This is a genomic window from Pseudoalteromonas sp. PSi26, assembly GCF_054960575.1.
On the sequence record NZ_JBHNYT010000003.1, the window covers coordinates 234,941 to 259,536 of the forward strand.

25 protein-coding genes and 1 riboswitch are annotated in these 24,596 nt (G+C 40.5%); of the genes, 17 read left to right on the plus strand and 8 right to left on the minus strand.

Features of this window, described 5'->3' with window-relative positions; translation table 11 throughout:
- Positions 1 to 9: 9 nt before the first annotated feature.
- The 4 genes from ACFI34_RS04900 (at position 10) to rraB (ending at position 4,686) form a co-directional block, all read left to right on the plus strand.
- Positions 10 to 1,104 (plus strand): PQQ-dependent sugar dehydrogenase, encoded by a 1,095-nt coding sequence (locus tag ACFI34_RS04900; RefSeq protein WP_462672618.1) that lies wholly within the window; start codon positions 10 to 12, stop codon positions 1,102 to 1,104.
- A 10-nt stretch (positions 1,105 to 1,114) separates the two neighbouring features.
- Positions 1,115 to 3,412 carry a DNA topoisomerase IV subunit A gene (parC, locus tag ACFI34_RS04905; protein ID WP_462672619.1) on the plus strand — a complete coding sequence of 766 codons (2,298 nt, stop codon included), beginning with the start codon at positions 1,115 to 1,117 and terminating at the stop codon, positions 3,410 to 3,412.
- 225 nt (positions 3,413 to 3,637) lie between these two features.
- Entirely contained in the window at positions 3,638 to 4,351 is a 714-nt protein-coding gene (locus tag ACFI34_RS04910; protein WP_462672620.1) for a 1-acylglycerol-3-phosphate O-acyltransferase, read from the plus strand.
- Complete coding sequence (gene rraB, locus ACFI34_RS04915) at positions 4,351 to 4,686, plus strand: ribonuclease E inhibitor RraB (RefSeq protein WP_058552432.1); 336 nt, start codon at positions 4,351 to 4,353, stop codon at positions 4,684 to 4,686. Before ACFI34_RS04910 ends, rraB begins: the two co-directional genes overlap by 1 nt.
- A 217-nt stretch (positions 4,687 to 4,903) precedes the next feature.
- Here the strand turns inward: rraB and ACFI34_RS04920 are convergent, their stop codons facing one another.
- Positions 4,904 to 5,875 carry a zinc transporter ZntB gene (locus ACFI34_RS04920; RefSeq protein WP_462672621.1) on the minus strand — a complete coding sequence of 324 codons (972 nt, stop codon included), beginning with the start codon at positions 5,873 to 5,875 and terminating at the stop codon, positions 4,904 to 4,906.
- Between the two features lie 266 nt (positions 5,876 to 6,141).
- Here ACFI34_RS04920 and ACFI34_RS04925 point away from each other — a divergent pair, with 266 nt between their 5' ends.
- The 3 genes from ACFI34_RS04925 (at position 6,142) to ACFI34_RS04935 (ending at position 8,589) form a co-directional block, all read left to right on the plus strand.
- Complete coding sequence (locus ACFI34_RS04925; RefSeq protein WP_058552430.1) at positions 6,142 to 6,564, plus strand: ATP-dependent zinc protease family protein; 423 nt, start codon at positions 6,142 to 6,144, stop codon at positions 6,562 to 6,564.
- A 74-nt stretch (positions 6,565 to 6,638) separates the two neighbouring features.
- Positions 6,639 to 7,544 (plus strand): 30S ribosomal protein S6--L-glutamate ligase, encoded by a 906-nt coding sequence (rimK, locus tag ACFI34_RS04930; protein WP_006793168.1) that lies wholly within the window; start codon positions 6,639 to 6,641, stop codon positions 7,542 to 7,544.
- Positions 7,531 to 8,589, plus strand: a complete 1,059-nt coding sequence (locus tag ACFI34_RS04935) for a succinylglutamate desuccinylase/aspartoacylase family protein (RefSeq protein ID WP_462672622.1) — start codon at positions 7,531 to 7,533, stop codon at positions 8,587 to 8,589. Before rimK ends, ACFI34_RS04935 begins: the two co-directional genes overlap by 14 nt.
- A 60-nt stretch (positions 8,590 to 8,649) precedes the next feature.
- On the opposite strand, the gene ACFI34_RS04940 is transcribed toward ACFI34_RS04935, so the two are convergent.
- The 4 genes from ACFI34_RS04940 to recQ all read right to left on the minus strand — a co-directional run bounded on the left by ACFI34_RS04940 (position 8,650) and on the right by recQ (position 13,259).
- Positions 8,650 to 9,222 carry a mechanosensitive ion channel domain-containing protein gene (locus ACFI34_RS04940; RefSeq protein ID WP_462672623.1) on the minus strand — a complete coding sequence of 191 codons (573 nt, stop codon included), beginning with the start codon at positions 9,220 to 9,222 and terminating at the stop codon, positions 8,650 to 8,652.
- Between the two features lie 107 nt (positions 9,223 to 9,329).
- Positions 9,330 to 10,979, minus strand: coding sequence for a BamA/TamA family outer membrane protein (locus ACFI34_RS04945; protein WP_462672672.1), 1,650 nt, complete (start codon positions 10,977 to 10,979; stop codon positions 9,330 to 9,332).
- 164 nt (positions 10,980 to 11,143) lie between these two features.
- Positions 11,144 to 11,428, minus strand: a complete 285-nt coding sequence (locus ACFI34_RS04950) for a DUF3630 family protein (RefSeq protein WP_277053627.1) — start codon at positions 11,426 to 11,428, stop codon at positions 11,144 to 11,146.
- Positions 11,429 to 11,435: 7 nt separating this feature from the next.
- The gene (gene recQ, locus ACFI34_RS04955) at positions 11,436 to 13,259 is read right to left on the minus strand and encodes a DNA helicase RecQ (protein ID WP_462672624.1); all 1,824 of its coding nucleotides are present in this window, start codon (positions 13,257 to 13,259) and stop codon (positions 11,436 to 11,438) included.
- A 107-nt stretch (positions 13,260 to 13,366) separates the two neighbouring features.
- On the opposite strand from recQ, the gene ACFI34_RS04960 reads away from it, so the two are divergent.
- Positions 13,367 to 13,822, plus strand: a complete 456-nt coding sequence (locus ACFI34_RS04960) for a thioesterase family protein (RefSeq protein WP_462672625.1) — start codon at positions 13,367 to 13,369, stop codon at positions 13,820 to 13,822.
- Between the two features lie 51 nt (positions 13,823 to 13,873).
- The gene (gene rarD, locus ACFI34_RS04965; protein WP_462672626.1) at positions 13,874 to 14,794 is read left to right on the plus strand and encodes an EamA family transporter RarD; all 921 of its coding nucleotides are present in this window, start codon (positions 13,874 to 13,876) and stop codon (positions 14,792 to 14,794) included.
- Between the two features lie 8 nt (positions 14,795 to 14,802).
- Here the strand turns inward: rarD and ACFI34_RS04970 are convergent, their stop codons facing one another.
- Both ACFI34_RS04970 and ACFI34_RS04975 read right to left on the minus strand, forming a co-directional pair.
- Positions 14,803 to 16,038: a diguanylate cyclase gene (locus tag ACFI34_RS04970; RefSeq protein ID WP_462672627.1), complete on the minus strand. Its 1,236-nt coding sequence runs from the start codon at positions 16,036 to 16,038 to the stop codon at positions 14,803 to 14,805.
- An 85-nt stretch (positions 16,039 to 16,123) separates the two neighbouring features.
- Entirely contained in the window at positions 16,124 to 16,498 is a 375-nt protein-coding gene (locus ACFI34_RS04975) for a MaoP family protein (RefSeq protein WP_006793159.1), read from the minus strand.
- Between the two features lie 91 nt (positions 16,499 to 16,589).
- Here ACFI34_RS04975 and ACFI34_RS04980 point away from each other — a divergent pair, with 91 nt between their 5' ends.
- The 8 genes from ACFI34_RS04980 (at position 16,590) to ung (ending at position 24,223) form a co-directional block, all read left to right on the plus strand.
- Positions 16,590 to 17,444 (plus strand): LysR family transcriptional regulator, encoded by an 855-nt coding sequence (locus tag ACFI34_RS04980; RefSeq protein WP_462672628.1) that lies wholly within the window; start codon positions 16,590 to 16,592, stop codon positions 17,442 to 17,444.
- 185 nt (positions 17,445 to 17,629) lie between these two features.
- A complete protein-coding gene (locus ACFI34_RS04985) occupies positions 17,630 to 18,559 on the plus strand; it encodes a porin (RefSeq protein WP_039038258.1) in 930 nt (309 codons plus the stop codon).
- Positions 18,560 to 18,606: 47 nt separating this feature from the next.
- Positions 18,607 to 18,745, plus strand: a riboswitch (cobalamin riboswitch).
- 76 nt (positions 18,746 to 18,821) lie between these two features.
- Entirely contained in the window at positions 18,822 to 19,622 is an 801-nt protein-coding gene (locus ACFI34_RS04990; RefSeq protein ID WP_462672629.1) for an ABC transporter ATP-binding protein, read from the plus strand.
- A 1-nt stretch (position 19,623) separates the two neighbouring features.
- Positions 19,624 to 20,628 carry a FecCD family ABC transporter permease gene (locus ACFI34_RS04995; RefSeq protein ID WP_462672630.1) on the plus strand — a complete coding sequence of 335 codons (1,005 nt, stop codon included), beginning with the start codon at positions 19,624 to 19,626 and terminating at the stop codon, positions 20,626 to 20,628.
- Between the two features lie 2 nt (positions 20,629 to 20,630).
- On the plus strand, positions 20,631 to 22,112 hold the full coding sequence (locus ACFI34_RS05000; RefSeq protein ID WP_462672631.1) for a cobyric acid synthase: 1,482 nt from the start codon (positions 20,631 to 20,633) through the stop codon (positions 22,110 to 22,112).
- Positions 22,105 to 22,704 carry a cob(I)yrinic acid a,c-diamide adenosyltransferase gene (gene cobO, locus ACFI34_RS05005; RefSeq protein ID WP_058405860.1) on the plus strand — a complete coding sequence of 200 codons (600 nt, stop codon included), beginning with the start codon at positions 22,105 to 22,107 and terminating at the stop codon, positions 22,702 to 22,704. The genes ACFI34_RS05000 and cobO overlap by 8 nt, the downstream gene beginning before the upstream one ends.
- Positions 22,704 to 23,564, plus strand: coding sequence for a cobalamin-binding protein (locus ACFI34_RS05010; protein ID WP_462672632.1), 861 nt, complete (start codon positions 22,704 to 22,706; stop codon positions 23,562 to 23,564). The genes cobO and ACFI34_RS05010 overlap by 1 nt, the downstream gene beginning before the upstream one ends.
- Positions 23,561 to 24,223 carry a uracil-DNA glycosylase gene (gene ung / locus ACFI34_RS05015; RefSeq protein ID WP_462672633.1) on the plus strand — a complete coding sequence of 221 codons (663 nt, stop codon included), beginning with the start codon at positions 23,561 to 23,563 and terminating at the stop codon, positions 24,221 to 24,223. Before ACFI34_RS05010 ends, ung begins: the two co-directional genes overlap by 4 nt.
- 69 nt (positions 24,224 to 24,292) lie before the next feature.
- Here the strand turns inward: ung and ACFI34_RS05020 are convergent, their stop codons facing one another.
- Positions 24,293 to 24,481: a DUF3545 family protein gene (locus ACFI34_RS05020; RefSeq protein ID WP_462672634.1), complete on the minus strand. Its 189-nt coding sequence runs from the start codon at positions 24,479 to 24,481 to the stop codon at positions 24,293 to 24,295.
- Positions 24,482 to 24,596 lie beyond the last annotated feature (115 nt).

Here is a 24,596-nt window from a genome sequence, read left to right on the forward strand (position 1 = left end):
GAGATAGAAATGAATAAACTACTAGCAAGTGTATTGTTACTGAGTTTAATAAGTGCGCCTGCAATGGCTAAAAACATACTAGACAAGCTTAGTGTTGCACCTGGTTTTGAACTTAGTTTATTTGCAGACGACGTTGAAAATGCGCGCCAAATTGCAGTATCAAAAAAAGGTATTGTTTACGCAGGCTCGCGCAAAGCAGGTAATGTGTATGCGCTTATCGATCATAATAGCGATGGCGTAGCCGATAAAAAAATTGTGATTGCAGAGGGTTTAAATATGCCCTCAGGGCTGGCTATTAAAGATGGTGATTTATACGTAGGTGAAGTGCATCGTATTATTCGCTTTAAAAATATAGACACCCAATTAAAAGATCCAAAGTTTGATGTGATCTACAACGCATTGCCATCAGAGCGCCATCATGGCTGGAAGTTTTTACGCTTCACACCCACAGGCGAATTGCTTATTCCTGTAGGTGTACCGTGTAACATTTGCGCCGAAGACGAGCGCTTTGGTCGTATCTTTTCACTAAACGTAGAAACCAAGCAAATTAAAACAATAGCGCAAGGTGTTCGCAATTCGGTTGGCTTTGATTTTCATCCAAGTACTCAGGCTTTGTGGTTTAGTGATAATGGCCGCGACATGATGGGCGATGATATTCCACCAGATGAAATAAACCGCGTTAGCACTGAAGGTGAGCATTTTGGTTTTCCTTATATTCACGCCGGTGCGATTGTTGATCCTGAATTTGGTGAAGGAAAAAATATTGCTGATTACACGTCTCCTGCGCTCGCATTGCCTGCCCATGTGGCACCATTAGGTATTCATTTTTACAACGCAAAACAATTCCCTGCAAGCTACAAAGAGCAGTTATTTGTTGCTGAACATGGCTCATGGAATCGTAGTAAAAAAGCAGGCTATAAAGTAGCTGTAGCCACAATAGAGCAAGGCCGTGTGACTAAATACACGCCGTTTATTACCGGCTTTATGAAAGACGAAACAACATTTGGACGCCCAGTTGCATTTGCAGAGTTAGGTGACGGCAGTCTGTTAGTAAGTGACGATTACGCCAATGTAATCTACCGCGTAAGCTATAAGAAAAACTAGGTAAGCTTTAATGAGTGATACAGATACCTTGCTAATGCAAGGAATAGAGCAACAAACAATGGGGCGCTTCACTGAAGACGCCTATTTAAACTATTCCATGTACGTGATCATGGATCGTGCTTTACCCCATGTGGGTGATGGCTTAAAACCCGTGCAGCGTCGTATTATTTACGCGATGAGCGAATTAGGTTTATCGGCCGCAGCTAAATATAAAAAGTCAGCCCGTACCGTGGGTGACGTACTCGGTAAATATCACCCTCATGGCGATAGTGCTTGTTATGAAGCCATGGTACTTATGGCGCAACCGTTTTCGTATCGCTATCCACTTGTTGATGGCCAAGGAAACTGGGGTGCTGCTGATGATCCAAAATCATTTGCTGCAATGCGTTATACTGAAGCGCGTTTATCTAAGTTTTCTGAAGTACTGCTTAAAGAGCTTGGTCAAGGCACTGTAGATTGGACACCAAACTTTGATGGCACACTAGACGAACCGGTTGTATTGCCCTCACGCTTACCGCATATTTTACTTAATGGCATTACAGGTATTGCTGTTGGTATGGCAACTGATATTCCGCCTCATAACGTGAGAGAAGTAGCCAGTGCATGTTGTTTATTACTCGATAAACCAAAGACAGAGCTTGATGAATTATTAGAGCTAGTACACGCACCTGACTACCCAACCGATGCCGAAATAATTACCCCAAAAGCCGACATTCATAAAATATATAAAACTGGTAGAGGCTCAATTAAAATGCGTGCGGTGTATACCGAAGAGCAAGGCGATATTGTGATCACCGCGCTTCCGCATCAATGTTCAGGCGGTAAGGTACTTGAGCAAATTGCAGCGCAAATGAACGCAAAAAAACTGCCTATGATTGCTGATTTACGTGACGAGTCAGATCACGAAAACCCAACACGTATAGTGATTATACCGCGCTCTAATCGTATTAAAGCTGAGCCATTAATGGCTCACCTGTTTGCGACCACCGATTTAGAAAAAAACTACCGCGTAAACTTAAATATGCTGGGGCTAGATGGTCGTCCGCAGGTTAAAGATTTACGTAGTATTTTAAGTGAATGGCTCATATTTAGGCGAGAAACTGTTCGTCGTCGTTTGCAGTATCGTTTAGATAAAGTACTCGCACGCTTACATATTTTAGAAGGCTTATTAGCCGCATTCTTAAATATTGATGAAGTGATTGAGATTATCCGTAGTGAAGATAAGCCAAAGCCTATTTTAATGCAGCGCTTTGATTTAACCGATATACAAGCAGAAGCTATTTTAGAGTTAAAACTTCGCCATTTAGCTAAACTAGAAGAGTTTAAAATTCGTGGCGAGCAAGATGAGCTAGCCAAAGAGCGTGATAAGTTAGAACTAACACTTGGTTCAGATCGTCGTATGTCAACGCTGCTTAAAAAAGAAATTCAAGAAGCTGCAGAAATGTATGGCGACGATCGTCGCTCACCCGTTATTGAACGTAGCGAAGCTAAAGCCCTTAACGAAAAAGATTTAATACCATCGGAGTCAGTGACTGTTGTTCTTTCAGACAAAGGGTGGGCACGCGTTGGTAAAGGTCATGACTTGGATGCAGAAGGCTTAAGTTACCGCTCAGGCGATGCCTACAGAGCTTCTGCTCGTGGTAAGAGTAATCAGCCCGCCGTATTTTTAGATTCAGCAGGGCGTGCATTTGCAACTGATGCACACAGTTTACCGTCGGCACGTAGCCAAGGCGAGCCTATGACGGGGCGCTTTAACTTAACATCGGGTGCTAACTTTGAGCATGTTGTTATGGCTGAAGATAACCAAGTGTTGCTTATGGCGTCTGATGCCGGTTATGGTTTTATCACTGATTTTAAAGATCTAGTAAGTAAAAACAAAAACGGTAAAGCGTTAGTGAGTGTGCCTAAAGGCGGTATTTTACTACAGCCAATTAAGGTGAGCGATGTAGCTAGCGATTACTGTATGGCTATTTCTAACGAAGGGCGAATGCTTTTATTTCCACTGCGCGATTTACCTAAACTAGGTAAGGGTAAGGGTAATAAAATTATTTCTATTCCTGGTGCAAAGGTACAGGCTCGAGAAGAGTTTGTGAAGGTACTGGCTGTTGTCCCTCTAGGGAGTAGCGTTACATTACATGCCGGCAAACGTAAGCTAACCCTTAAACCAACAGATTTAGAGCATTACCATGGAGAACGAGGTCGTCGAGGTAATAAATTACCGCGAGGCTTGCAACGTGTTGATGAAGCCGTTGTTGAGTTAACACCTCAAGATGAAGAGCCTGTTAAAAGTGTAACAGATGAATCATAAGCGTTGAGTTAAAGTATTACGGCCTGCAATTGCAGGCCGTTTTTGTTTATAGAGCTCAATTTTTACCATTTTATTGTTATATGTTGAGCAATTAATTTTAGCATTGACTCTATTTCAGCGTACAGTTGTTCGCTATTGTCTCGTCTGTGTCACAAAATAACGCTATAATAGTGGCATAGTGCGTAATGACATGCGCACCGCACACAATTGATTTGGAGAACGAGTTTGTTAGCTGTAATACGTGTTTTTATTATGTTTATGTTTATATTATTGAGTTGTATTTTTGGTTTATTACTTTCATTAGTCAGGCCTTTTCACCCAAATAATGTTCACATAATTGCAGGCTGGTTTGGTTCTATGGCCAAAATGATCGGTGTTAAATTAGTGCTGACACGCCATCAAGATGCTGAAAATATTGGCCCTGCAGTGTACGTTGCTAATCATCAAAATAGCTATGATTTATTTACAGTACCAGCAATGGTACCAAAAAACTGTGTAAGCCTTGGTAAAAAGAGTTTAAAGTGGATCCCATTTTTTGGTCAGCTTTATTGGCTGTCAGGTAATATTCTAATAGATAGAGCAAATCGTTCAAAAGCGGCTGGTACTATTTCAAAAGCAGCTGAAAAAATAAAGAAAAATGGTTTATCGGTTTGGGTTTTTGCTGAAGGTACTCGCAGCTATGGGCGCGGTTTATTGCCTTTTAAAACAGGTGCTTTTCATACCGCGATGAGTGCGGACGTGCCAGTGGTTCCCGTGTGTATGAATACAACGCATAAAAGCATTAAGCTAAATCGCTGGGATAATGGTACAATTTACATAGAAATGTTAGCGCCTATATCACTTGATAAAAGTATAAGTGCGCGAGAGCACGCTCAAAACGTACATACTGTTATGGCTGCTAAAATAAACGAATTAGATGCTCAAGTGAGAGAGAAATAATGGAAAACTGGCGCGAAATAAGTGAAGACATCGTAAGTTCATTACTTGAAGATGGATCAGATCCTGAAATACTTTATGAAGTAGAACACCACTTTGTGTGTGAAGACTTCCCTAAGCTAGAGCAAGCTGCATTGGCTGCTTTTAAACTAGGTTACGATGTTGAAGAGCCAGCAGAGCTTGAGCTTGAAGATGGCAGCAAAATTTGGAGCTTCGACATAGTAGTAGAAGCAGAGCTAGATGTAGACGTCATTATGGAAGACGTTGATAAACTAGCGGCGCTTGCTATTGAGTGCGACGTTGAATACGACGGTTGGGGCACTTACTTTCAAGAGTAATTAATAGCTCTATACAAATATCAAAAAAGGCGAGTATTTAACAATGCTTGCCTTTTTAGTTTTTAATTGATTGCTATATCAGGTTCATTTCAATACTTAATAAACTTGAAGGGCTAAATCTGGGAGGCAATTGTTTAAACTTAGGTATTTAGAATAACTAAACATTTGCCCTGTCATGACATGATTTTTCAGCCTCAAGATAGATTACTTAATACTTTTAGAGCCATTTTTTATTTTTAAAATACACGCCAATACCACCGGTAAGTATCACTAAAAATACAATAAATAGCGTAAATGCGTAAGGGTTGTCTGTTCCAGGTATACCGCCTACGTTAACGCCAAGCAAACCAGTTAAAAAGCCTAGAGGTAAAAACAAGGCTGCCACTACTGACATCACATACATACGTTGGTTTAACTGCTCAGAAACATGGTTAGTTACTGTTTGTTGAATAATTTGTGCGCGCTCTATTGAGCTGTCTAGCTCTTCAAGGTAGCGAATCAGTAAGTTAGTGGTTTCGTTTAGTTTTGCTTTATCGTCATCCAAAAGCCACTCATAATTACCGTTTACCATTGTAGTGAGTGCCTCTTTTTGAGGTTTTAAGTAACGTTTTAGCGCAATAGTTTGGCGGCGTAACTGCGATAGCGCTTGGTTGTCAAAGCGCTTACTTGGCTCGTCAATTTCTTCTTCAAAGCCATCAAGTGTTTCATCTAAAGAATTAATAACACTTTGCATACGTGAAGTCAGTTTTTGTGTAATAGCACACACAAGCTCAGATATAGAGCACGGCCCTTTATTATCCTTTAATGAAGTGAGTACATCGTCAATAGATAAAAGGCGACGCTTACGAGAAGTGATAACTATATTTTCGTTAATAAATAAACGTACCGACACCATGTCTTCTGGGCTTTGCGCCGGGTTTAAGTTTACACCGCGCAAAAACAGCATGTGTCCATTTGCAGACTGCGTGATACGTGGGCGTGTTTCATCTGCCGTAAATGACTCTAGCTCATAATCGGTTAAAAGCTCACAGTGTTTAAGCCAGTTGACTACGTCGGTTTGGCTATAATCCATATGGACCCATAATTTACCTTGCTCAGGTTGCCAGTTGTGAAGGTCTTCGCTGCTTTTAACAGCACGTGTACCGCCTTTTTCATCAAGCACTAGGGCATGAAGCAAACCATTAATCATAATAAGATCTCAAAAGAGTGTATTTTTAATACTGTAAACTATAGTGTATCTACATACCCAAAACATATTTACTTTTAATAAGTTAAAACATATTCAATTTAAGTAGAGTCATAGTGCTGATTTAATTTTATGCTCAGCAAGGCGCGCATTGTGTGATGAGTTACCTTAAAAGATCAATTTAATTTACTCATCGACTAGATAAATTTATTTCGTTGGTGTTTTTTCACCCGTAGCGTATAAACCTCTTTTTTACAAAGGGCACATTTATGACGACAAAAATAACAATAGGTTGGCGTGAGTGGTTAAGTTTACCTGAGCTTGGTATTGAGCGGATCAAGGCTAAAGTTGACACTGGTGCGCGTACTTCATGTATTCATGCTATTAACATTGAAGAATACGAAGTTGATGGCGAAAAGTGGGTTAAATTTATAGCTCAACCATTACAAGATGACGAAGAAACTCAAATTACTTGTAATGCTAAAGTGAAAAAAATGAAATACGTAACCAGCTCCAGTGGTGAAAAGCAATTGCGTTATTTTATAGAAACAACATTACACGCGGGTGAACATAGCTGGCCTATTGAAGTCACCCTCACAAGCCGCGCAACCATGAAGTTTAGAATGTTGCTAGGTCGAACAGCCATGGAGAATCGTGTCGTTGTTGACACGGCATTATCTCATTTATTATAAAAAGTATTGGGCTTATGCTGCAAAAAAGCAGCCATTAAGCACTAATGCTGTAAAATTTAGTTAAGGTTTTAACTATGAAAATCGGTATTTTATCTCGTAACAGAAAGTTATATTCAACACGTCGTTTAATCGAGGCTGCAGAGGCTCGTGGGCACGAAGTGAAAGTAATAGACGCACTTCGCTCTTACATGAATATAAACTCTGAACAGCCGGAAATTCACTATCGTGGTGAAAATCTGAAAGATTTTGATGCAATTGTGCCGCGTATTGGCGCATCAGTCACCTTTTACGGCTGTGCAGTTTTACGCCAATTTGAAATGATGGGGGTATACCCTGTAAACGAATCTGTGGCTATTTCTCGTTCGCGCGATAAATTACGCTCATTACAGTTATTGTCACGCAAGGGCGTAGGCATGCCTGTTACAGGTTTTGCGAGCAAACCTGATGACGTGAAAGATTTACTCGAAATGGTTGGTGGTGCACCGGTTGTGATTAAGTTACTAGAGGGCACACAAGGTATTGGTGTTGTACTCGCTGAAACGCGCAAAGCGGCTGAAAGCGTAATTGAAGCTTTCATGGGCTTAAAAGCTAACATTATGGTTCAGGAATATATTAAAGAAGCGGGTGGTGCGGATATTCGCTGTTTTGTATTAGGTGATAAAGTAATTGCAGCAATGAAGCGCCAAGCGCAAGAAGGCGAGTTCCGTTCAAACCTTCATCGTGGTGGTAGCGCAACGTTAGTACGTATTACCCCTGAAGAGCGTAAAACAGCAGTTGCTGCTGCTAAAGCGATGGGGTTAAACGTAGCGGGTGTAGATTTACTTCGTTCATCTCGTGGGCCTTTAGTGATGGAAGTTAACTCATCACCAGGTCTTGAAGGTATTGAAATAGCAACAGGTAAAGATATTGCAGGTATGGTGATTGATTTCATCGAAAAAAATGCCTCAATCAAAGGAACCGCAACTCGTGGCAAAGGTTAAAATTAACCGTCCTTTCGCTTTATTAGGTGAAAGTATTGGTGTTGGTGAACGCAAAACGTTAGCTTTAGAGGCTGCAAAGCTTTACACCCACTCACCTCTTAACATACCTATAGAGGTTGTTAATGGCGTAATGGAAGGCCCTGTACTTATGGTATGTGCCGCTATCCATGGCGATGAGCTAAATGGGGTAGAAGTTGTTCGTCAATTACTTGCTAAAATAGATCCAAACCAGCTACGTGGCACGCTTATCGCTGTGCCAATTGTGAATGTGTTTGGTTTTATTCATAAGTCGCGCTATTTACCCGACCGTCGCGATATGAACCGCAGTTTCCCTGGTTCTGAAAGAGGGTCGTTAGCGGGTCGTATGGCGTATATGTTTTTCAATCAAGTTGCAGTGCATTGCACGCATATTATTGATTTACATACGGGGGCTATTCACCGAACAAACTTGCCACAAATACGTGCAAATTTGGCGGATGAGGCTACTGCGCAGATGGCCAAAGCCTTTGGTACACCGGCGGTGATTGATGCCTCGCTACGCAATGGCTCACTAAGAAGTGAAGCAGCTAATTTAGGCATACCGGTTATTACTTATGAAGCGGGTGAAGCACTGCGTTTTGACCCAATTGCAATAGCCGCCGGCGTGCAAGGGGTTGACTATGTAATGCGTCATTTAAAAATGATGCGCGGCAAACGCCCTAAAAAACTACCAGAGCCTGTCATTGCAAGCTCTACAAGCTGGGTACGAGCTGAAGTAGATGGCATTGTGCGTGCTCAAGTATCGCTGGGTGAGCGCGTAACAAAAGGGCAAATACTTGCTTATATAAGTAGCCCGCTTGGTGACTCTGAACTTGAGTTACTAGCACCACGAAGTGGTATTGTAATTGGCCAGCAAACTATGCCATTGGTTAATGAAGGTGATGCAGTTTTTCATATTGCTTATTTTGCTCATGCTAATAGCTTGGTTGAGCAGCAATTAGAAACATTTATTGATGAAATAAATGATTTGGACGAAGAACTAAAAACTGCAGAGTTAAATAACTAACCCTTTAGTAGCTATTAAAAAGCCGTTTTAGTTATTCAAACGGCTTTTTTTATGAAAAATTTATGATTTTTTAGGGCCTATAATCCGCTTAATTACCGGCGTTTTTGATGGTTTAGGCTCTGCGTTTAAAACGAGTACAGGGCGCGTAACAAATAAATTATTAGGGTAAATGACGCGGTGCCCATCAATATGTTCAAGTACAACATTCATTAAGCCCATTTCGACAATTCGCCCTTCAATATGGTTTGCGCCATCAACAATGCGTACCCAAAAGCCAACACGGCAGTCGTTCTGAATAAACATTAATAAAAACGCGGTCAGGTTACTTAATAATGACCATGCTGCAAATAGCGCGACACCTAACATTGCAAAGAGTGACGAGCCCAGAACCAGTAGCCCTCGTAGTTCAATACCCCAAAATACTAACACTAAACACAACATTACAAAGGCGAGAATAATTTTAAGCAGTAACTCTGCGCGGTATTTACGGTGCAAATCTACTTTACCTTTAATGGCTTGCTCAAGTAACTTTTTAGTTAGCTTTAATAGCACTGGAAAAAGTAACAAGGCAATAACGGTCACGATGAGTTTATATTGATCGGTTATTAATTCTAAAACATCTAAAAATTCCAAAATAGCGCCTTTTGTAGTTATGTAGTAATTAAAAGTAGTAAATAAAGCAACACGTTAGGTTGAATTTCAACTAGCTTAAAGGCCTTAGTTTAGCGCTAAGTAGCAATTTAAAAAGATTTTTTTACACTGACAAGCCACTGCACAGAATCGACATCGTCGGCGCTATCTATGGGAGCAGCTATATCAAGGTGGATCATAGTGCCTGCATTTGCTCTACTCGGCGCTAGGCGCAAACCAACGCCCACATTTTTGAGTACATGATTATTTTCACCATTTGTTTGGTTATTAAACCATGCTCTACCAATATCTATAAAGCCCGCGCCACCGACTTTAAATAGTTGTAGTAAATCGTACTCCCAGTAGTAGCGTTTTTCTAGGCTCACTAAAAAGCTACGGTCGCCATGTTGGTAATCCATAGGGTAACCACGCAAGCCTGTTTCACCACCTAGGGTAAGCTGTTGGTCGGCGGTGAGGTTTTTTGCGTATTGCACACGGCCTTTTACATACCAAGATTGATCAACACTTGTATTTAGATAATATTGTACTTGCGATGTCGCTTTAAAGTTTTCGAGTTGCTTTTGTTCTTCGTTCCAAAACCCCTCTAGGTTCGTGCTAAAACGCCAAAGCGTATTATCGCCAGAAAAATGCGCTGTTTTAACATTAAGCGAATACACCAAGCGGCTATCGTCATCACTTAATGACTCATCTGAGTAACCGAGTAATGCTTGTGCATTCCAACCTAGGTTTAAATCTTCAGTGCGATAAATGCTGTCAAAATTACGCACCTTAATAAAATTATCCTCAAACCAATGGCCGCTAATATAGGGATAACTGTAGCTTCTATCTTTAGCTATAGGCTCAAACGTGGTTTGAATAGCATTAAATTTATGCTGCTCATCTACATAACCTAAGCTAATTCTCTGGGTCCATCTATTACTGAGTGCTTTTGAATGACCAATAAAAATGCGATTGAGATCGGTTGTTTGATCAAATTCACTAATTTCTTTGCCACGCCGATATAAGGATTCTTCTCGTTGTTCTGAATAGCTTAAAATACCGTAGCTGTAAGGTGTGTCTATGGCATAAAATGGATAAGTAAGCTCAAGTAAATGACGCTTACCATCGTTGTTATCGGCATACTCTATGCGACCACGGTAGCGGCTAGAAAAAATATTAGGATCGTCGTAAACAAATAAATAACCGCTGCGGTCGCTGTCGGTTGTACGAGAAAAAGACAACCTTTTACCCCAGCCAAACAAGTTTGATTCTCTAAAACCAATACTCGATTTATTTTCTCCACCGCTGCGGCTAAAGTTTATTTCTGGCAAGAGCGTCCATAAATCACGGGTAATTACTTTAACATCTATATCGCCATCACAGTTTTCTGTTGCGCTAATTTGTGCGTCGTATAGGTAGTTTTCTTTTCGCAGTAGACGCTCTGATTCAGAAAGCTTTTTAGCATCGTAAAGATCGCCAGAGTTAAAAAGCAGTAGGTTTTTGATTACTTCAGGTTCGGTTTGAATATGTGCGCGGTTAGCAAATCTAAACAATGCGTTATTTTCTTCTTCAAGCGCAGTGTTAAATACATTGAGTTGTTCTAGCGTAATAGTGGTAATTTTTGCATCAGGCTTTGCGGCAACGAGTAGCGTTTCATCGCTGAGCTGGCGGCGTAATTTTTCTTCACTCAAATGTATTGATGACTCAAGAGGGCAACTACCAATGTTTGAGGGAAATTGCTCAGCAAAGGCGCAAGGCATTAATATAAAAAGACAAAATAACCCAACACTATAGGGCGAAAAACACGTATTACTAACCATTAAGCCTCTTATCTACTGCGTAGCAAACGACTACCGTGATATCAGCTTACATCATTGTTATTTAATTGTAAGTAAAAAGCATGGGTGTTAACAAAATAATTAATTTAGCTTAAGTAATAGGCCAGCGCTGCTAATAAGTGCTCAGCTTCAGGCCCTTCGCCGTTAATCCAAATACTTTGACTGTAATGCTCGTAATTTAAATTAAACGTTTGTTGGCTATAAGAAAAACGCACCTGATGCCTATCGGCTCCCGCCGAATACTCGCTAATAGCGATATCGTCCGAATATAGGAATAATGTACTCCACAGTTCAAAGTCTTCATCGTGAGGTGGCTCAGTCGGGGTAATGATGATGCATTGGTGTGTGTGGTCGTAATCTATTTTGCTCATATTATGCTTATTGTGTGGCTAAGTAGTTGCGAATTGCTGTTAAAAAAGCACCGCCATATTTATTTAATTTGGTAAAACCAACCCCCGACACTTTTAAAAACTCACTGTCGTTTGTGGGCATTAGCTGCGCCATTTCGGCTAACGTTTTATCGTTAAATACCACATACGGTGGCACATCGTCGGCATCGGCTAGTTCTTTGCGTAATGAACGCAAGCGAGCAAATAGTTTTTTATCGTAATTAAATTGCGCGAGCTTATCTTGGTACACGTGTTTTGCTTGTAAGCGAGGTTCAGCTAATTGCAGTGCATACTCGCTTTTTAATATAGCGCGGGCGGCTTCGGTCAAGCGCAAAGAGGCGCCTTGTGTTATATCTTGGCTTAGTAATCCTTGGTGGATGAGTTGACGTAAAATACTCAGCCAGAACTCACTGCTTCTGTCTTTACCTATGCCGTAAGTACTTAACTGATGATGGTTGTTATCGCGAATACGACTCGTGTTCGCGCCACGTAATAGCTCTACAATGTATCCTAAACCAAATCGCTGTTCAGCTCTGTATACACACGAAAGCGCTTGTTGGGCAACAAGCGTACCGTCAAAGCTTTTTGGTGGGTTTAAGCAAATATCGCAGTTACCACATTGTTCGCGTTGGTATTCACTGAAGTAGTTAAGCAGTATCTGACGACGGCACGTTTGTGCCTCAGCAAAGCTTGCCATAGCATTAAAGCGTTGCTCTTCTACACGGCGACGTTGTTCATCGTCAATATCTTCAAAAAAGCGCCTAACGCGGCCTATATCGGCAGGATCAAAGTACATGATTGCTTCGGCGGCTAAGCCATCGCGTCCTGCTCTGCCTGTTTCTTGATAGTACGCTTCTATGCTTTTAGGAATGTCGTAGTGCAAAACAAATCGTACATTGGGTTTATTAATTCCCATACCAAAAGCGACGGTTGCCACAACTATTTGAATATCGTCACGGGCAAACCCTGTTTGCACAAACTGGCGTTGATCGTTGCTCATACCTGCATGGTAAGCCGCTGCATTAAGGCCTGCGTCGGCCAGTTTTTCTGCTATGTCGTCAACACGCTTTCGACTAGTGCAATAAATAATGCCACTTTGGTTTTTTTGTTCTTTTAAGTAGCGCAATAGTTGCACCATAGGTTTAAATTTTTCTTCTATTGTGTAGCGAATATTAGGTCTGTCGAAACTGCCTGTATGAATATATGGCTGCTGAAGTTTTAACTGTTCAACAATATCAAAGCGTGTGGCTTTATCTGCAGTGGCGGTCAGAGCCATCATAGGCACGTGAGCAAAGCGCTGCTTAAGTTCGTTTAAGCGAAAATAATGCGGCCTAAAATCATGACCCCAATGCGACACACAATGCGCTTCATCAATGGCAAATAAGCTTATTTTTAAATGCGATAATCGCTCTAAAAAATCACGTTGTAATACTTTCTCTGGGGCTACATATAATAGTTTAATAAGCCCTTGGTGAAGTTGCTGATAAACTAACTGCTGCTCTTCGCGTGCTAGGCTGTTATTCACATAAGCCGCTTTTACACCTAAAGCTTGAAGCTGCGCGACTTGATCTTGCATAAGTGAAATAAGTGGCGAGATAACAATGGTCACCCCTTCAAGAACTAACGCCGGAATTTGATAACACACGGATTTTCCGCCACCAGTGGGTAGCAAAACGAGTGTGTCCTGAGCATTTAAAGCGGCATCAATAACGGCTTTTTGGCCATCTCGAAATTCGCTGTAACCAAACACTTGTTTGAGGACAGTCTCGGGTTTTCGCACTAATGTGCTTGAAGGTAGTGTTGATGTATTCATTGGCGGGTATTTTAGTGTTTTTTTTATGAGATGTCTTTAGCTTTACGCTCGTAGTTTTACACAAGGTATGTTTTACTCGATGTACCTATTAATATCAGAGAATAATAATGAATAAAGAAATGTTAATTGAACAAGTGGGGGCGCTATTCGTAAATGGTATGCCGTTTAATCAATTTTTAAATATATCGGTAGAATCACTTAGTCCAGAACAAGCTAAAATTACATTCCCGTGGCAGGATGTTTTTATAGGTAACCCAGCCCAAAAAATTCTTCATGGTGGGATTATTTCAGCGGTGCTCGATAACGTCGGTGGTATGCTTGCTGCAGCAAGTGTAATAGGAAAACTAGACGATGCCGACTTACCCAGTGTGCATAAAAAGTTGGCAACACTGGGCACTATTGATTTACGCACCGATTATTTGCGGCCAGGAAAAGGGGATGTGTTTACCGCCAGTGCTACGCTTATTCGTTCGGGTAATAAAGTGTGCGTGTGCCGAATGGAATTACATAACGAGCAATCTGTACAAATCGCTTTTGGAACAGGCACGTATTTAGTTGGATAAAATCTGTTTGGCGAGTAAACTGGCGACCTTTTAAATCACTAAGTGTTTACTATGCCAATTGTTACTGAGCAGCGTAAAGGCGCAATATTTGCCTGCCTTGCTTTTGTTATGTGGGGTCTTGCTCCCATTTACTTCAAGTTAATACAACATGTGACTGCATTTGAAATTTTAATGCATCGTGTTGTGTGGTCAGTCGTATTTTTAATTTTAGTGGTAAGTGTTTTAAAGTACTGGCGTAAAATTAAGCACATTATAATACAGCCCAAACTGATGCTAATGCTGGTTGTCACCTCGGGGCTACTTGGTTTTAACTGGGGATTATTTATATGGGCGATTAACAATAACCATATGCTCGATGCAAGTTTAGGCTATTACATAAATCCGCTGTTAAATGTTTTATTAGGCATGCTTTTTTTAGGTGAACGCCTCCGAAAATTTCAAGGTGTGGCTGTTGGGCTTGCGTTCTCGGGTGTGATATTACAGTTGGTGAGTTTTGGCTCGTTCCCTGTTGTTGCTTTTTCACTCGCGATATCGTTTGCACTGTACGGCCTATTACGAAAAAAACTGCCCGTTGAAGCGTTGCCCGGTATATTACTCGAGGCGCTAATATTGCTGCCAGTGGCGGTGGTTTATTGGTGGATGATGACACCTTCTGCTACTTCAAGCCTGCCAAATAACGATTGGTTTACTAATTTACTTCTTATAAGTGCAGGTATTGTTACCACATTACCGCTGCTTTGTTTTACTGGTGCCGCTAAGCGTTTGCAATATACAACCCTAGGCTTTTTTCAATATATAGGGCCTAGTTTAATGTTTATACTTGCAGTGGTGTTTTACGATGAGGTATTTGATACAGAAAGGCTTATTACCTTTGCATGTATTTGGAGTGCCCTGGCTATCTTTAGTTGGGATTCTTATCATCAATCACGTAAGCGTAAAAAAGCGGCCATTACAGCCGCCGAAATTGCTTAACTATTGATTTAGCTAGTTACTTGATTGCGCCCAGCTTCTTTCGCCTCGTAAAGTTTTTGGTCGGCCTGTTTTAATAACTTATCCATTTGATAAACGGGCCCTGTAGAAAAACCTATTGAAATGGTGAGTTTTATTTTTTCTTTACTAAACTCTTGGCTGTTACTTGCTACAAAATACCTAAATCCTTCAAGTCTCTTCAGTGCTTCTGGGGTGTTTTCATCTGCAAAATAAACAGCAAATTCTTCTCCACCTAAACGCGCGACTAGATACTTTTCAAAGTATTTTTTTAGGCAGATAGCCAGCCCTTTTAACACCTGATCACCCGCATCGTGGCCATAAGTATCGTTAATAGATTTAAAGTGATCTATATCAATCATTGCCAGTGCACCGTTTGCCTTTTTGAGGCTGAGCTCTTTTAATGAGTTATTTGCTTGCTCAAAGAAATAACGACGATTAGGGAGGTCAGTAAGGTAATCGGTATTGGCTTGGCGTTTTATTGTTGCTATTTGCTCAAGCATGCCAACGTTTTGACTTAACCTGCAATAAAATTCTTCGTTATTAAACGGTTTATGTAAGTAATCGTTTGCACCATTTTTAAGAAATAAGCTTGATAGCTCAGATGAATCAGCACCAGAAATACCAATAATTGCCTTTTCATCGTGACTGTAAATTCTGCGAATTTCGCTACATAGCTCATCGCCATTCATGTTAGGCATTTCGTTGTCGGTAATGATCACTGAGATATCGGGTGAGCTAGCAAGAACTTCTAGGGCTTTTTTTCCATCTTCAGCTTCAGCTACTTGATATTTGTGACGTAATAATAAACTTACAATATAGTGGCGGGTTGATATAGAGTCATCAACAACTAAAACTTTTACATTTTCGTTTCGAGGTAAACGTTTAAGCTGCTTTTCAAGATATTGATAAGCTTGTTTATTTTCTTTAATTATGTAGTCAATAATAGGGTACTTTTCTACCGTGTTTCGCGTTTTTTTATCTATATTACCCGTCATAACAATGGTCGGGATTTCAGCGTCTACAGTGCAGGGGATAGCCTCTCCCATTGGTGCGTCAGGCAAAATAAAATCAACAACCGCACAAAAATAATCGTTTTGGCTAATCAATACTTTTGTTTGCGCTAACGTTTCTGCTACATCTACCTCGTAGCCTACCTTAAGCGCTATGTGTTTTTGCACAAGCGCTATAGCAGGTGTATCTTCAACTATTAATATCTTTCGCTTCACGGAACACCTAGGTCATATTATGCAAAAATGCTGCTTAATACATGTTGTAACCGTAAAAGCGCCAAAAAGCAAATTGGTTACATGTTTATAAGCTGTCAGATTCTGAATAACTTTCATGATTTATTGGTGCAGGGCTCGATATTTTTGAGCGGCCAAATAAGGTATGAAACTTTGTTTTACACGTCGTAAGCTTTAGGTATTTTAACCATGCTCGCTCAATCGGATTTGTGGGTTCTTGTGAGCCTGTTACTACGGCTACAAAATTTTCTTGGTGCTCATTTTGTGGTTCAATCGTTTTACTATATAAACCTTTTAAAACAATACCATGTTGTTCTAGTATACTGGCTTCTAATAAGGTGAAATTTCCGCTGCGGCTAAAACCACGTGGAAAGTTTTGATCATCATAAAATTGACGTTGGCTAACAAATGCTTGGCGTAGTAATGAAATGTTAATGCTCATAGCTATATCCTCATACCCTATTAATTAGTTGGAGTATGATGCAAGTTTGGCATTTTTTTAAACAAGTTATTTTTATCGTGAGGATAAAAAAGTGGATATCGATTTATTAAAAACATTTGTTGAAGTAGTGCGCACGCGTCATTTTGGTAAAGCCGCAGAGAACCTCTATATAACGCAGTCGGCGGTAAGCTTTCGTATTCGCCAATTAGAGCAAGGGCTTGGTGTTAATTTATTTATTCGTCAGCGTAATAATATTCAATTAACAGCGCCTGGTGAGCGGTTATTACCTCATGCGCAAATGATCATAACAGGCATGCAGCGCGCCAAAGTAGATGTAGCCCTTGCTGATAACATGCATAAACAAATTAGCTTGGCAGGGACGCCTAATATTTGGGATGCCTTTTTGCAGTTTGGTATTACTAATATTGTGTCGGCTATGCCTGGAGTCTCTTTAGTGGCTGAAGTTAAAGCTCAACAAGAAAGCACGCGATTATTGCTTGAGCGCACGCTTGATTTAGCCATTTTGTTTGATCCACCAAAAGTAGATGAGTTAGTTGTTGAGCGTATTTGTGAACTGCCTATTATTCCTGTAAGTGGGTATGACACTGCAACAAACGAAAACTTTTTTGATAATCAGTACGTGTATGTTGACTGGGGAACGACATTTTCACTTTGGCATGCACGCCAGTGTACCGGTAAAACGCCTCCTTACTTTAGAACAAGTACCGGACGAATTGCACTCGATTTAATACTACAATGTGGTGGTAGCGCATTTATTCCACATGTTTTGGTTGAGCAACATTTAGAAAATGGTGAATTATTTCATGTAAAAAATGTAGAAAATACGTCAAGAGATATATTTGTAGCCTACCATAGAGATAACGAACAAAAGGAACTGATAGAAACACTCATAAATTTACTACCTACTATTAAGGCACATGCTTAGTAATTGGGTTTTAAGTGGGTACATATTTGTATGATTGATGTTCATGTCCTTTTAATTTCATAAATAATGCAGTTTTATTAACTTTAAAAGTCAAAAATATTTCATTTGTAATATTTCTGTCATTTAGTGGTGACAAACTGCAGTCGTTTTAAAAATTAGTCTTTTGTGATTATCGAGGAAATAACATGAAATTTGTAAAATCGAGCTTATGTGTCGCTTTGCTAAGTGGTTTATCTTTTAATGTACTTGCTGACGTTGATGTTTACGGTAAAGCAAATGTGACTGTTCAGTCTACAGATGACGGCGAAGGGTCGTTCACTGAAATTAAAAGTAATGCATCTCGTTTTGGCCTTAAAGGTTCTGAAAAAATTACCGATGGCTTAGAAGCAGTTTATAAGTTTGAGTTTCAAGTTGACGTAACAGATGCAGATTCAAAAGGCGACGACGATAATATTTCTGCGCGTAACCAATATGTTGGTGTTAAAGGCTCGTTTGGTCAGGTAGTAGTGGGTCGTAACGACACTGCATTTAAACAAGCGCAAGGTAAACTAGATTTATTTAATGACCTTGAAGGCGATATTAAAAACGTATTCAAGGGTGAAAACCGTTTAGGTGATTCAATCACGTATACTTCTAACTCATACGAAGGTTTTAAAGTACTTGCTACTTTTATTGCTGAGGACGATGTAGACGCTGATAACGGTTACTCAATGGCAGTAACTTACGGTGATTCAGCGCTTAAAAAGAGTGCGGTATATGCCTCAATTGCAGCTGACAGCGAAGTAAATGGCTACGATGTAGTACGTGCGTCAATCCAAGGTAAAGTTGAAGACTTTAAACTAGGTGCTATGTACCAAACACAAGAAAAAGTAGACGGTTCAGCTGAAGGTGACGGTTACTTATTAAATGCAGCATACAGCATGGGTAAAAACACGTTTAAAGTTCAGTACCAAGCAATGGACTTTGACGATAGTGATGATAAAACAGCTATTTCAGTGGGTGTTGATCACAAGCTTAACAAAAACATTAAAGTATTTGGCTTTTACTCAAGCTTTGATATGGACAACAACGTAGACCAAGATTACTTAGGTTTAGGTATGGAATATAAGTTTTAACGATTAGTTAAAACACTCCCTTTTTAACCGCGCTGTTATTAGCGCGGTTTTTTTTGCTTTAAATTATTTACTTACCCGCCCATAATAGAGCTTCATTTGGAATGAGGTGCAATTCCTCAACTGTTCCCGCAACTGTAATTAGCACTGTGCTATAAGTCAGATACAAATCAATTTTTAATGAGCGGGCCTACTCATGCTAATTTTAATGTACTCCTTTTTGGTGGTTGCATTACAAGTGGGTACTCGTGTCTAGGACAGAGTATTGCAAACTAAAGCACCATTATTAAACGTTCAAGATCTCTCGTGGGGAATAGCAAATAAATCTATTCTCAAACACATTAATGTGCAAATACCCGAAGGTAAATTTGTGGGCTTAATTGGCCCTAATGGTGCAGGTAAGTCGAGTTTACTGCGTTGTTTATATCGTTTTAATAAGCCTAATGAAGGGATTGTAGAGTTTAATAACCATGATATTTGGCAGCTTAAAAGTGACGAATATGCAAAGTGCGTTGCTGTTGTTTTGCAAGAGGCGCCATCGCATTTTAATTTGTCGTTATTTGATGTTGTGGCTCTTGGCCTGACTCCTCATAAATCGTTATTTAGCTCTACATCACAAAGCGAAAAAACACAGATCACTTACGCTATAAAAACGGTAGGGCTTGAGCAGCACACCAATCAAAATTTTGAATCGCTCTCTGGAGGAGAAAAACAACGTGCGCTCATTGCACGTGCTATTGTTCAACAACCCCAGCTGTTAATAATGGATGAACCCACTAGCCACCTAGATGTTAAATACCAAATACAGGTTATGGAGCTGGCAAAATCTCTTGGTGTTACGGTGTTTGCTTCATTTCATGATCTTAATTTAGCCGCGGCTCTTTGCGATGAGCTCGTAGTCATTAAAAACGGAGAAATAACGCATACCGGTTCGCCCGCAGAAGTACTCACTGAGCACATGCTTGATGATGTATTTGGTGTATGCGCTCAGGTTAGTAATCATCCTCAAGAATCTCAAATGGGTAAAGTTACGCCTCATATTACCTACTTTTATGGTTATAAATAATATGTTTGCCATCCATGTACGCCATTCAGTTGCACTAATTATCTGTATTACTTTTACCTTAGTCAGTTTATTTTTAGCATTGAGCTTTGGTGCTGCAGATACCTCAATACAGGATGTATTTAACAGTTTTATTTATTTAAATGATGCTTCATTCACCAGCCGTATTATTTTCGAATTAAGAATGCCCCGAACATTATTGGCGTTTTTAGCCGGTGCGGGGTTAGCTATTGCTGGGTTAATTTTACAAACCGTGACACGTAACCCATTAGCAGATCCTTACTTATTCGGTATATCGTCAGGTGCTTCGTTTGGTGTAGTTGTACTTATGGCATTTGTAGGAATTAGCGCGGGTTTTATGCTTTCGGCAGCAGCCTTGCTTGGTAGCTTATTAGCAATGAGCTTACTTGTATTAATTGCCACAAGGCAGCAGGGCGGGCAAGTTGAGTCTATGTTACTTGCCGGTGTTGCGCTCTCGTTTTTATTTAGCGCATTTACGAGTTTGTTGCTTTATTGGAGTGAGCCGCAAGCCGTTGCAGCTATTTTATTTTGGACCTTAGGAAGTTTTGCACGTGCGCAGTGGGCAATACTATGGGTACCATTTTTAGTAATTACAATGTGCACCTGCGTAATGATTAGTTTTAGGCGCCAGCTTAATGCCATGTTATTAGGTGACGAAAGTGCCATAACCCTTGGTGTTAAAGTGAAACAATTTAGGTTAGTAATGTTAATTTTAAGCTCATTAATAACCGCTGTGCTGGTGGCAATGTGTGGCGGTATTGGTTTTGTTGGATTAATGGTGCCACATATTGTGCGTTTTTTTATCTCGCAGGGAACCGTTGCAGGGCTGTTAATAACTAGCTTAGTGGGGGGGACATTTATGGTGTGGGTCGATGTACTGTCTCGTTCTTTACTACAAAATCAAGAGTTGCCAGTAGGGGTGATCACGGCCGCTATGGGTAGTGCGTTTTTCTTAAGCTTACTCTTTTTTAGGAAGTCGAAGGTATAGCCATGAAAACACTCATGATACAGGGCACTACCTCTGATGCAGGAAAAAGCACCTTAGTGGCTGCGCTTTGTCGAGTATTTGCAAATCAAGGCATAAAAGTCGCACCGTTTAAGCCACAAAATATGGCACTCAATAGCGCAGTGACAAGCGACGGTGGCGAAATTGGCCGTGCGCAAGCTTTGCAAGCTATTGCTGCTAAGGTAGAACCCGAAACCGACTTTAACCCGATATTACTTAAACCCAATAGCGATACAGGCGCCCAAGTTATTATTCATGGTAAAGCGATTAGCAACATGGAAGCGGGTAGATACCACGATTATAAAAAAGTCGCTATGGATGCCGTCATTACATCACACGAGCGTTTAGCAAAACGGTTTGAGCTTTTATTGGTTGAGGGTGCGGGAAGCCCTGCTGAAATAAACCTGCGTGAAAACGACATCGCTAACATGGGCTACGCTGAAAAAGTAGACTGTCCGGTGATCATCATTGCCGATATAGATAAAGGCGGTGTATTTGCTCATTTAGTGGGAACATTGGCATTACTTAGCGAATCAGAGCAAGCACGTGTAAAAGGGTTTGTAATTAACCGTTTTAGAGGTGATATAAGTTTGCTGCAAGGAGGGCTTGATTGGTTAGAGCAATACACGAGTAAGCCTGTTTTAGGAGTACTGCCATACCTTCACGATTTAACTCTCGACGCGGAAGACGCTGTTGCAATAAACAATAATGTTACCCATGCAACTATCAATATTGCAATATTATTAGTACCGCATATTAGTAACCATACCGATTTTGATGCACTGCGTTTACACCCAAATATTAATGTTAACTATATACGTCATACGCAGGTCATTCCTGATGTTGATCTTATTATATTGCCTGGTAGTAAAAACGTACTTGGCGATTTAACCTTTTTGATAGACGAAGGGTGGGATAATCAGATAAAACGCCACTTACGCTACGGTGGCAAAGTACTTGGAATTTGTGGTGGCATGCAAATGCTGGGTAACATAATTTACGACCCTGAGGGTGTTGAGTCGTCATTAAAAAGTGTGGATGGGTTGGCCTTATGTGATTTTGAAACCACACTGAGCACGCAAAAAGTACTCTCTAAATTATCAGCGACGATGCAGCTAAATGATTTACAAACACCGTGTAGCGGCTACGAAATACATGCAGGTATTAGTAAAGGGGCCGCGCTTAATAAGCCATTTTTAACTTTTAATGACCATCCACATGGATTTAAAACCGATGGTTTTATAAGTGACGATAACGCAATTGCGGGCACTTATTTACACGGTTTATTTGATGAGCCCAACGCCACGATAGAAATTTTAAAATGGGTAAAGCCAGATTTAAATATTGATCCAATAAGTATTGATACACACCGCGAACAGCAGTTAGCGCGTTTAGCAACCATGTGCGAAACACATTTAGATATAGCGCAAATTACCTCGATTTATAAAGGGCACAATAATGACTGAACAAACAAACGACAAACACAAACAGCGCCAGCAAAAAGTAAAAGAACACGTAGATGCCCGTGTTGAAGCCGCGCAAGAGGTTAAAGGTATTTTTCAGGTTATTACTGGTAATGGTAAAGGTAAATCGACTTCTGGTTTTGGCGTGGTAGCACGCTGTGTTGGCCACGGTCAAAAAGCCGCTGTGTGCCAATTCATAAAAGGGACATGGGAGTGTGGTGAGCGTAATTTATTACAAGGCGCAGGAGTTGAATTTGCTGTAATGAATACTGGCTTTACGTGGGATACACAAAATAAAGAAGCCGATACCTTAGCAGCACAAGCAACATGGCAAGAGGCAAAGCGCATGCTTGCCGACAGTAGTATTAACCTAGTATTACTTGATGAGCTAACCTATATGGTGACTTATGGTTATATCGACTTAGACGAAGTAGTAAGCGCACTTAATAATCGCCCGGCTATGCAATCGGTTATTATCACGGGGCGCGCAGCCCACAGAACATTGACTGATCTTGCCGATACAGTCAGCGAAGTACGTAATGTAAAACACGCATTCGACTCAGGGGTAAAAGCACTAGAAGGGTTTGATTACTAGTGGTTAAATTGCTTTTTATAGGGTTACTGCTGTTTAGTTTACAGAGCAATGCAGTGGCGAACGCAGAGCCTGAGCTTAAAAAACTACGTATAGTTGCACTCGCCCCACACATAGTTGAAAACCTATTTGCCATTGGTGCAGGCAGCAATATTGTGGGTACCGTTGACTATGCCGATTATCCACATGAAGCAAAAAATATAGCTCGCATTGGCGGGTACTATGGTATTTCTCTTGAGAAATTATTAGCCTTAAAACCTGATTTAGTGATTGCTTGGAAAAGCGGAAATCAGCAGGAAGATATCGCACAAATAGAGCGCTTGGGTATTAAAGTTCATTTAAGTAACCCTACAACCATAGAAGGCGTGCAAACTGAGCTACTAACACTTGGTAAACTAACAGGGTACGAAAAGCAAAGCCAACAGGTTGCTAAAGCTTTTAAGCAAAAGTTAACCGCTATTATTAAAAACCAGCAAGGGAAGCAGCCTATATCTGGCTTTTATCAGTTATGGGCCGAGCCAATGATGACCATCGGTGAAAGCACATGGATTGGTCAACTAGTAAATACCTGTCACGTAAATAATGTGTTTGCTAATAGCACGACCCCTTATCCACAGATCAGCATTGAAAATGTTATTGTTACTAAGCCTCAGGTGATTATTATTCCAGACGAAAAGTCTAATACCCCGCAGCCAAATGTTAATTGGCAGGCTTGGCCAGAGGTACCTGCGGTTAAAAATAATCAGTTTATTCACGTTAACGCCGATTTACTTCACCGTTTTACACCACGTATGCTAGACGGACTGGCGGATATGTGTGGTAAAATTGACGCGTCACGAAAACAAATAAAGAGTATGCAATGAGCGACTGGGATACATTTTTACACAACGAGTTACAGCAACCTTATATGCAGAAAACCTTAAACGCAGTCGAAAACCGCCGAGCGCAAGGTGTTGCTGTTTATCCCCCTGAATCGCTCGTATTTAATGCATTTAATGTCACGCCTCTAAACGATATTAGGGTGGTCATTTTAGGGCAAGACCCTTACCACGGCGAAGGGCAAGCTCACGGATTATGTTTTTCTGTTCTGCCAGAGGTAAAAAAATTGCCACCCTCGCTTAAAAATATGTACAAAGAGCTAGCTACAGATATTGAGGGTTTTGTTATTCCTGAACATGGTTACTTGCAAACCTGGGCGCAGCAAGGTGTATTTTTACTAAATACTGTTTTAACGGTAGAGCAAGGACAAGCGCACTCGCATAAACATTTAGGCTGGGAGCAATTTACTGATAATGTTATTGCTCATATTAACGCGAACTGTGATGGGGTTGTGTTTATTTTGTGGGGAGCGCATGCGCAAAAAAAAGGAAAAGGCATAGATAGCACTCGCCACTCTATTTTGAGTGGTCCGCATCCGTCGCCGCTGTCGGCTCATCGAGGCTTTTTTGGTTGTAAGCACTTTTCGAAAACTAACGAACTGCTGTTAAAGCAAGGTAAAAAACCCATAAATTGGCAGGTTTAGTTAAATAAGTTTGAGCATTAAAAAAGCCCTCATAAATGAGGGCTTTTGTGTAATTGGTGGGTATAGAGATTAAAAATCTAGCTCATCAATTGCAATTGTCTCTGCAAAGTAATCAAATTCCTCTAATTCCTTACGTAGACGTTGTTTATCTTTTATTGCTTCTATTTCGCGCCATTTTCTTTTTTTGTTCTTCTGAGAGGTTTTTCTTTTTTCATCAGGACCTTCTAGTATCTCTAATATATCGTTTAGGCTATCCATGAACTTCTCCTATTGATTTTATTGACCTCAAGATTACCTATACCACAGGCAAAGCTAAAATAGAATAAAAAAGTGACAGAGATGTTACAAAGTTGTGATGGTTAAATGAAGATTT